This window comes from Mesorhizobium sp. M1E.F.Ca.ET.041.01.1.1, from assembly GCF_003997355.1.
Taxonomy (GTDB): Bacteria; Pseudomonadota; Alphaproteobacteria; order Rhizobiales; family Rhizobiaceae; genus Mesorhizobium.
Map to the genome: position 1 here is coordinate 1 of NZ_RZSL01000254.1, position 8,471 is coordinate 8,471.

The 8,471-nt window shown below is 64.5% G+C and carries 11 protein-coding genes and 1 pseudogene; 2 read left to right on the top strand and 10 right to left on the bottom strand.

Features of this window, described 5'->3' with window-relative positions:
- The 3 genes and pseudogenes from EOA38_RS40460 to EOA38_RS20215 all read right to left on the bottom strand — a co-directional run.
- Positions 1-151 (bottom strand): annotated as a pseudogene (locus EOA38_RS40460) (5-(carboxyamino)imidazole ribonucleotide synthase); the annotation flags it as partial.
- A complete protein-coding gene (gene purE / locus EOA38_RS20210; protein ID WP_126091497.1) occupies positions 97-594 on the bottom strand; it encodes a 5-(carboxyamino)imidazole ribonucleotide mutase in 498 nt (165 codons plus the stop codon). The gene purE and the pseudogene EOA38_RS40460, both read right to left, overlap by 55 nt.
- A 99-nt stretch (positions 595-693) precedes the next feature.
- Positions 694-1,443, bottom strand: coding sequence for a glucose 1-dehydrogenase (locus EOA38_RS20215; RefSeq protein ID WP_127300047.1), 750 nt, complete (start codon positions 1,441-1,443; stop codon positions 694-696).
- 98 nt (positions 1,444-1,541) lie between these two features.
- On the opposite strand from EOA38_RS20215, the gene EOA38_RS20220 reads away from it, so the two are divergent.
- Complete coding sequence (locus tag EOA38_RS20220; protein WP_126091499.1) at positions 1,542-2,435, top strand: LysR family transcriptional regulator; 894 nt, start codon at positions 1,542-1,544, stop codon at positions 2,433-2,435.
- Positions 2,436-2,448: 13 nt separating this feature from the next.
- Here the strand turns inward: EOA38_RS20220 and EOA38_RS20225 are convergent, their stop codons facing one another.
- From EOA38_RS20225 to EOA38_RS20250, 6 genes are all read right to left on the bottom strand, one after another.
- Positions 2,449-3,654, bottom strand: a complete 1,206-nt coding sequence (locus EOA38_RS20225; RefSeq protein ID WP_127300048.1) for an aminotransferase class V-fold PLP-dependent enzyme — start codon at positions 3,652-3,654, stop codon at positions 2,449-2,451.
- A 20-nt stretch (positions 3,655-3,674) separates the two neighbouring features.
- A complete protein-coding gene (locus EOA38_RS20230; protein ID WP_127300049.1) occupies positions 3,675-4,136 on the bottom strand; it encodes a RidA family protein in 462 nt (153 codons plus the stop codon).
- 37 nt (positions 4,137-4,173) lie between these two features.
- Positions 4,174-4,968 carry an amino acid ABC transporter ATP-binding protein gene (locus EOA38_RS20235; RefSeq protein ID WP_127300050.1) on the bottom strand — a complete coding sequence of 265 codons (795 nt, stop codon included), beginning with the start codon at positions 4,966-4,968 and terminating at the stop codon, positions 4,174-4,176.
- Positions 4,969-4,972: 4 nt separating this feature from the next.
- Positions 4,973-5,623, bottom strand: coding sequence for an amino acid ABC transporter permease (locus EOA38_RS20240; RefSeq protein ID WP_127300051.1), 651 nt, complete (start codon positions 5,621-5,623; stop codon positions 4,973-4,975).
- The gene (locus EOA38_RS20245; protein ID WP_127300052.1) at positions 5,623-6,288 is read right to left on the bottom strand and encodes an amino acid ABC transporter permease; all 666 of its coding nucleotides are present in this window, start codon (positions 6,286-6,288) and stop codon (positions 5,623-5,625) included. Before EOA38_RS20245 ends, EOA38_RS20240 begins: the two co-directional genes overlap by 1 nt.
- A gap of 115 nt (positions 6,289-6,403) precedes the next feature.
- Positions 6,404-7,276 carry a transporter substrate-binding domain-containing protein gene (locus EOA38_RS20250; RefSeq protein WP_126091505.1) on the bottom strand — a complete coding sequence of 291 codons (873 nt, stop codon included), beginning with the start codon at positions 7,274-7,276 and terminating at the stop codon, positions 6,404-6,406.
- Positions 7,277-7,404: 128 nt separating this feature from the next.
- On the opposite strand from EOA38_RS20250, the gene EOA38_RS20255 reads away from it, so the two are divergent.
- Complete coding sequence (locus EOA38_RS20255; protein ID WP_127300053.1) at positions 7,405-8,205, top strand: IclR family transcriptional regulator; 801 nt, start codon at positions 7,405-7,407, stop codon at positions 8,203-8,205.
- Positions 8,206-8,229: 24 nt separating this feature from the next.
- Here EOA38_RS20255 and EOA38_RS20260 read toward each other — a convergent pair whose 3' ends face one another.
- Positions 8,230-8,433 (bottom strand): DUF465 domain-containing protein, encoded by a 204-nt coding sequence (locus EOA38_RS20260; RefSeq protein WP_126091507.1) that lies wholly within the window; start codon positions 8,431-8,433, stop codon positions 8,230-8,232.
- Positions 8,434-8,471 lie beyond the last annotated feature (38 nt).

Consider the following 8,471-nt stretch of genomic DNA (forward strand, 5'->3'; position numbering starts at 1 on the left):
CGATTGTGCGGTAGCCGAGGCGCGCCGCTGCCATCGCCAGCATGCGGCCGAGCTGGCCGCCGCCGATGATGCCGATGGTCGATCCCGGCGCCAGGCTCACGGCGTGTCCGCCGGCTCGCTGGCGACCTTGGCAGTTTGGGCCGCGCGCCAGGCGTCGAGTCGGGCGGCGAGTTTTTCGTCGTTCAGCGCAAGCACAGCTGCGGCGAGAAGCGCCGCATTGGCCGCGCCCGCCTTGCCGATGGCTAAAGTGCCGACCGGAATGCCGGCCGGCATCTGCACGATGGAGAGCAGCGAATCCTGGCCCGACAGCGCCTTGGATTCGACCGGAACGCCGAAGACCGGCAGCGGCGTCATAGCCGCCGTCATGCCGGGCAGATGCGCCGCGCCCCCGGCGCCGGCGATGATCACCTTGTAGCCGGCCGCCTTGGCGCCCTTGGCGAATTCATAGAGGCGGTCGGGCGTGCGGTGCGCCGAGACGATCAGCCTTTTGTGCGGAATGCCCAGCGCATCCAGCGTTTCCGCCGCCTGGCGCATCGTCGCCCAGTCGGACTGGCTGCCCATGATGATGGCGACGTCGGCACGCTGATCGGTCAAGGGTATCGCTCCCGGCGGCAAAGGCGCGCCTTAGCGGAATTCGCTACGAGCCGCAAGGATTCGGACGCGTTTGCGCATGATCGATGCTCCGGCCGACGCCTATCGCCAGCCACCAGAGGCGGCAATGCGCTCACCGGTTAGCCAAGACGCCTCATCGGAAGCGAGAAAGACCGCAACTCGGGCGACGTCCTCGGGCTGGCCGAAACGGCCGAGCGGGGTCTTCGCAATGATTTCCTTTTCGAACTCGCTGCCTACGATGCCTACCCGTTTCAGCCCCTCGGTGTCGACGCCGCCCGGAGCTATTGCGTTGACGCGGATGTTGCGAGCCCCGAGTTCCCGGGACATTGACAGCGTGATCGAATCCACCGCGCTCTTGGTTGCGGCATAGATGAGCGAATTGGGTTGCGGGTTCAGGCTGGCTATCGAGCTGATGTTGATGACACTGCCGCCCGCTGGGCCGAAATGTTTCGCCGCTTCCTGGATGGTCAGGATCGTGCCCAGCACGTTGGTGTCAAACTGGCGATGGAACTCGGCCTCGGTTACGGCTTCCAGCGGCTCGAATTCGAACACGCCTGCATTGTTGACCAGAATGTCGATGGTGCCGAAGGACGACTTCGCCGCCTCAAACAGACGGCGCACGTCGTCGCCCAGCGAGACGTCGCCCTGGATGGCTATCGCCCGGCCGCCACCTTCCTTGATCTCCGCAACGATGCGGTCAGCACCGTCCTTGGAAGTGGCGTAGTTGACGACCACGGCAGCGCCGGCTGCCGCCAATCCTCTGGCGATGGCGGCGCCGATGCCTTTCGAAGCGCCGGTGACGATAGCGACCTTTTCGGCCAGTCTGCTCATCAAATCTCTCCTTGTGTTGATGATGAGCCGTATCTGGTGATGATCGGAAGGCGTATTAGGATCAGCCTGATCATTTCTTTGGTGCCTGGAATTCTGGAATGACGACAATCCTCGAAAAGACCGCCGGTCTTGTCGCCTTCGTTCGCACCGTCGATGCCGGTTCGTTTCACGCAGCCAGCCGTCTGCTCGGCTCCAGCCCGTCGGCGGTATCGAAAAGCGTGGCGCGGCTGGAACGGCGGCTGGGCGTGCGATTGATCCAACGTTCGACGCGCCACCTCGGCCTGACCAGCGAAGGCATCGCCTATTACGAGCGGGTCGCGCCGCTGCTGAGGGCGCTCGACGACGCTGAAGATATCGTCCAGATGGCCGATACGGCGCGGGGCCTGTTGCGAGTCACCGCACCCATCGAGCTCGGGCGCGGCCTGATCGCCTCGTGGGCGGAGCTCTTCCTTTCGCAACATGGCGAACTGAAACTGGAGCTCAGCGTCACCGACCGCCATGCCGACCTGATTCGTGAGGGCTACGACATGGCAGTGCGCCTAGGCGACCTGTCCGACACCGGTCTCGTCGCCCGCAAGATCGGCAATCTTCCGATCGTGCTGGTCGCCGCGCCCGTCTATATCGAGCGGCGGGGCCACCCGGCCTCGATAGACGCGCTGCAGGACCACGACTTCATCCGCCATCAGATGGCAGGGCGGCCCTATCCCGTCACTTTTGCGAACGGCACACAGATCGTGCCGAACGGGCGCCTCGACACCGACGACGGGGGCGCCATCCGGCAGGCGGCGCTTGCCGGAGCCGGCATCGCTCATCTGATGCAGTTTGCGGTGCAGAACGATCTCGATGCTGGTCGCCTGGTTCGCATCCTGCCCGGGGTGGCGATGCCTACCATGCCGGTCCATATCGTGCACGCGTTCGGGCGGCAGCTACCGGTCCGAGCCCGCTTGTTCGTTGATTTCCTCGCAGGCCGGATGGCCGCCCTGTCAAGGTAGTTGCAGGCCGGTGCTAGTCCGGCCAGCGCAGCGCGCCGGCTGAATCCTTGCGCGCCGCTTTCATCGCTTCCGCAGGACGCTCCTTCGCCGTCAGCACGGCACGCAGGCGCTCGGCCACGATCTCCGCCTCGCCGGAGTGAAGGTTGCACGGGTCGAGGAAAAAGTGACCGCGCTCGACCTCGTGGTTGCGCACGATGACCGGCGGCGAGCCGGCGGCTAAAGCCGAGGCGAGGCCGGCGGCGGTGAAGCGGCTTTCCGGGCGCACGAAGACCTGCAGGCGGTCGAGTGGATTGGCCGTCGGATCCGGAATGATCTCAGCGCCGATGCCGGGAATGCCCTGGAGTGCGTCCTTCCACAGATTGAGCGCCGCCTCCTCGCGGCGACGGATCCCGGCATGGTCGCGCTTCTCCCAGGCCTCAAGTGCGGCCATGGTGCCGGCGATGCTTTCCTTGCCGACCTTCATGGCCCGCGCGACGCCGCGGTTCTGCAGATAGGCGGCGCGCACAAGGTCCTTGCGGCCGGTGACGATGCCGCTGGTCGGGCCGCTCAGGAATTTGTGGCCGCTGTAGACGACGATGTCGGCGCCGCGCGCGAGGAAGCTCCGCAAGTCGTATTCCGAGGCCGCGTCGACGATCACCGGAATATTTTTAGCATGACAAATCTCGCAGAACTCCTCCAGCGAAAGCATGCCGTATTGTACCGTGTGGTGCGCGACGACGTAGAGTGCGGCCGCCGTGCGCTCGTTGATCGCCTCGCGCACGTGATAGTCCTGCGTGACGCTGACCGTGCCCGCCGGCACGACCTTGGCGCCGGCGACGCGGATCGACTGGTCGATCGGCGCGCCGTAATTGACGATATGGCCGAGCTGGATGACGACCTCCGACTTCAGGCCTTCGGTGCCGTCCGGCAGCCGTTCGATGGCGAGCAGATTGGTGCCGGTCATCGCGCCGGCGATCGCCATGGTGATTCCGCTGGCGCAGCAGGCGGTGATAAAGCCGGTCTCGCCGCCGGTAAGGCGCGCGACGACGGTGCTCGCGGCGCGCTGCAGATCGTCCATCTCCACCCATTGCGAGGCGATCTCGGCCATGGCGGATATCGCCTCGGGAACGATGATCGAGGCGCCGAGCGTCGTCATCGTGCCGGAGACGTTGATGATCGGACGCAGCCCCAGCCGTTCGCGGATCGTGGTGTTGGAGCCGGTGTCGGAATAGGTTTTCATCTGAGTGGACTCCATGAAGGTCAGGCGGCGATCTCGACGACCGCTTCGATTTCGACGGTGATGTTGCCAGGCAGCGAGCCGACGCCGATCGCCGAGCGCGCATGGCCGCCGATCCTATCGAAGACATCGGCGAAGAGGTCGGAGCAGCCATTGACCACTTTTGGGTGGTCGCTGAAGGTCGGTGTCGCGTTGACGAAGCCGAGCAGTTTCACCACCCGCACGATGCGGCCGAGATCGCCCGCCGCCGCATGCATGACGGCAAGCAGGTTGAGGCCGGTGAGGCGGGCGTGCTCATACGCCTCCTCGACGGTCACGTCCTCGCCGACCTTGCCGGTGCAGAGCGTGCCGTCGGCGCGCAGCGGCCCCTGGCCGGACAGGAAGATCAGCCGGCCGCTTTCGGCATGGGTGACGAAGTTGGCGATGGGCGTCGGCGGCTCGGGCAGCGTCAGACCGAGTTCGGCGAGCCGGGTGTAAGGCGTCATGGAAGAATGCTCCTTGGACGGCGAAGGCCGTCCGATTTCAGAATTGCGAGGCGCGAAAGCGCGCCAGAAACGTGCGAAGACGCTCATTGGTGGTCTCCGCGGCGAGAACCTCCTTGGGCGGCCCCACGGCGCTGACGCCGCCGTCGGCCATGAAGACGATGCGGCTCGAGGCATCGCGGGCGAATGCTATCTCGTGCGTCACCATCACCATGGTCATGCCGTCCTCGGCGAGGCTCTTCACCACGGCCAGCACCTCGCCGACGAGTTCCGGATCGAGCGCCGAGGTGATCTCGTCGAGCAGCAGGATCTTTGGTTCCATGGCAACCGCGCGGGCGATGCCGACGCGCTGCTGCTGGCCGCCGGAAAGCTCAGCCGGCAGGCTGTCGGCCTTGTGGGCGAGGCCGACGCGGCCCAGCCAATGCTCGGCGATCGAGCGCGCCTCGACCTTGCTCTTGCCGCGCACCTTGGTGAGGCCGAGCATGATGTTGCCGGCCGCCGTCAGGTGCGGGAACAGGTTGAAGCCCTGGAACACCATGCCGGTCTCGGCGCGCATGGCGGCCAAGTCGCGCTCGCTGCGCCGCTGGCGCGCGCCGCCGTCGCGGAAACCGACCTCCTTGCCGTCGATGCGGATCGAGCCGCTGTCATAGCTTTCGAGGAAGTTGACGCAGCGCAGCAGCGTGGTCTTGCCGCTGCCGGACGGGCCGATGACGGTGACCACCTCGCCCTTCGCCACTTGCAAGCTGACCGAGCGCAGCACCTCGACGGGACCGAAGGATTTCGAGACCTCGGCGATATCGAGAAGCGCTGGGCTGTCGTTGGAACTGGTTGCCATCGTGCTATTCCCGGATGAAGGCGAAGCGCTGCTCCAGCCGCCGGCTGGCGTATGAAAGCGCGTAATTGACGGCGAAATAGAGCAGGGCGCCGAGGATATAGAGCGGCATCGCCTCATAGGTGCGGCCGATGATCTGGTTGATGGCCTGCATCAGATCGGTGATGCCGAGCAGCGAGACCAGCGCGCTGCCCTTCACCGCGTCGGTGACGCCATTGATCCAGGGTGGCAGGAAGCGGCGGAAAGCCTGCGGGAAGATGACGTAGGCAAGCCGCTGGCGGAAGGTCAGGCCGATCGCCAACGCCGCTTCCGATTGGCCCTTCGGGATCGAGGCGACCGCGCCGCGCAGATATTCGACGACCTGGGCGGTCTTGAACAGGGTCAGCGCCAGCACCGCCGCCCAGAAGGACTGGAGATGCACGCCGACGGCCGGCAGGCCGTAATAGACGAAGAAGATCAGCACCAGGATCGGAATGCCGCGAATGGTGTCGCTGAAGATGCGCACCGTCCAGCGCAGCGGCGCCGGCCCATAAACGAGGCCGACGCCGAGGATGACGCCGGCAATCAGCGACAGCACCACGACGAGCAAGGACACCCAGAGCGTCAGCGCGAAGCCTTCGGCAAGGAACGGCAGGGCATAGGCGATCTGGCTCAACATCAGCGCGCCGTCCTGTACCAGCGCTCGACCAGCCGCAGGGCGAAGAGCAGGGCGTAGCCCGTCACCAGATACATCGCCGTGACCACGAGATAGACCTCGACGATGCGGAAGGTGTTGAAGTTGATCCACTGCGCTCCGTAGGTCAGCTCCGGCACCGAGATGACGGATGCGACGGACGTGTCCTTGAACAGCGAGATGAAGGTGTTGGACAGCGCCGGCAGCGTGATGCGCATCATGGTCGGCAGGCGCACATGCAGCAGCCGCTGCCAGGGCGTCAGGCCGATCGCCTTGCCGGCGTCGATCTGGCCGCGCGGCACGGCCTCCAGACCAGAGCGGAACACCTCGACCAGATAGGCGCCGCTGTAGAGGGCGAGGGTCGCCACGAAGGAGGTCTGCGCACTGTAGGCGATGTCGATGACGGTCGGCAGACCATAGAAGACCAGATAGACCAAGAGGATCAGCGGCACGTTGCGGATGAATTCCACGTAAGCCGCAATGATGCCGCGCACGATGCGTCCGGCCGAGACATACCAGACCGCCAGCACCAGCCCGATGACGATGCCGATGGCGATCGAGATCAAGGCAAGCTCGAGGCTGAGCAGTAGGCCGCCCGAGAGCTTGTCGAAATGCCGCCAGATCAGATTGAAATTGAGCGTATAGCCCATGCGTCCGTCTCAATGGCCTGCGATGACGAACGTAGGATTCGTTGTCGCACGGCCCGTGTCGAGGAGAAACAGGCGGAAGGACATCGCCTTCCGCCGGCTTGCGAAATGGGCCTTGTCAGATGACTGGGAAGCCAGGGTGGCGCGGCGGCGGCTCCTGGCCAAAATATTCCTTGAAGGCGGCATCGTAGAGCGCCGTCTCATGGCCGAACATGGCGATGGTGAAGGTCTGGTCGACGAAGGTCAGCCAGTCGAGATCGCCCTGTCTCAGCGCCGCGCCGTAAAGCATCGAGTACCAGCTCTTGCCGGCGTCGAAATACTTGTCCGGATTGCGCGAGGCAAGCCAGCGCACGGTGGAGAGGTCGACCGCCGCGGCGTCGACGCGCTTGGATTCCAGCGCCTGCAAGACGTTGGCCTGGGTGTCGATCTGCATCACCTGCGCTTGCGGCAAGGCGTAGTGCACGGAGGTTTCGGCGTCGACATTCTGCAGGATCGAGACGCGGGTGGCGGAGCCCCCGGCCAGCAGCTTGTCGAAGGTCTTGTTCTCGGACGAAGGCAGCGTCAGCAGCGCGACGCCCTCGACATAGTAAGGCCTGGAGAAGTTGATGAGCTGCGAGCGCTGCGCGCTCATGGTCATGAACTGGATGGTGATGTCGACCTTGTTGGTGGTCACGTTCGGAATGCGCTGCGCCGGATCCTGCATGACGAACTCGACCTTGGTCGGATCGTCGAAGAGGCCCTTGGCGAGGATGCGCCCCATGGTGATGTCCATGCCGACCAGCTCGCCGGCATCATTCTCGAAATGCCAGGGCGCATTGGTGCTGCCGGTGCCGACGATCAGCTTGCCGCGGTCGAGCGCGGTGCGCAGCACGCTGTCGGATGCGGCTTGCGCGGCTGCCTTTTCGGCGCTGACCGCGGTGAGCGCGCCGGCGGCGGCAAGTCCCGCCATTCCCAATTTCAGAAAATCACGTCTGCCGGATGTGTCGTTCACGGCGACCTCCTTTGATGGTGTGTTCCCCAATGAAGCAGCGATGCATGCGCCGGTGATCGATAGATATTGTCTCTTACAAGAGACGCATGTATCCTGTACAAGACAGATACTAGCATTAGGAATCGACAATGCAAGATGGCAAGACGCAGAGCGAATGGCAGGCCGCCGGCGTGGATGGAGAGAAGCCTGCCAATTCACGCGAGAAGGGCCTGAACCGGGTGCTTCACATTCTGGAGTTCCTGCACACAAACCAGCGCGCGATCGGTATCGGCGAGCTGGCGAAAGGGCTCAACGCGCCGCGTTCGACGACTTATACGCTGGTGCGCGAGCTGGTCGATGCCGGGCTGCTGGAGATGACCGGCGACGGCAATCGCGTCTATTTCGGCAAGAAGCTCTACCTCTATGGAATGGCCTATATGCGCGGCAACGATCTGCTCAGGCGCGGGCGGCAGGAGGTCGACACGCTGTCGCGCGAGACAGGGGAGACCTCGGAGCTCTGCATGCTGCAGAGCGGCCGCTACACGATCGTCCATTCGAGCCCCGGTACCCGGCCGTTCCGCATCAGCTCGGCCACCGGCCTGCAGATACCGCTTCCCTGGACCGCTTCCGGCCGGCTGCTGCTCGCCGGCCTCGAACGGAGCCGTATCGAGGCGATGATCTCGGAAGAGGATCTCGTGCTGCCGGACGGCCGCAAGATCGAGCTCGATGATTTTGTCGACGATATCGGAAAAGCTCGCGTCACCGGCTATTGCGTGACGTCAGGCCTTGTCGACGCCTACACCAAATGCCTCGCGGCGCCGGTCTTCTCGTCGCCCGGCAAGATCGAGGCGACGATGTGCCTGGTGGTCCCGATCGATACGTCAGAGGAGCGGACAGGCGAACTGGTCGCGCTGCTGCGCGAGCGCGCGGCACGGCTCTCGATCTCGTAGCCTTCGAGCGAAGGAAAGCTCCGGTCAGGCGATGATGTCGGGGATGATGCGGTCTTCCAGCGCCATCAGCCGGTCCTTCAGAAGGAGCTTCTTCTTCTTCATGCGCTGGACCTGGAGCGGGTCGCAGCCCATGGCGATCATCGCGTTGATGGCGGCGTCGAAATCGGCGTGTTCCTGTTTGAGCCGGGAATATTCTAGGCGTATCTCAGCCTGTTCCTGTTCGGACATTATCTACCGTCTGCGTATGCGTCGCCCAAGGATGGGCC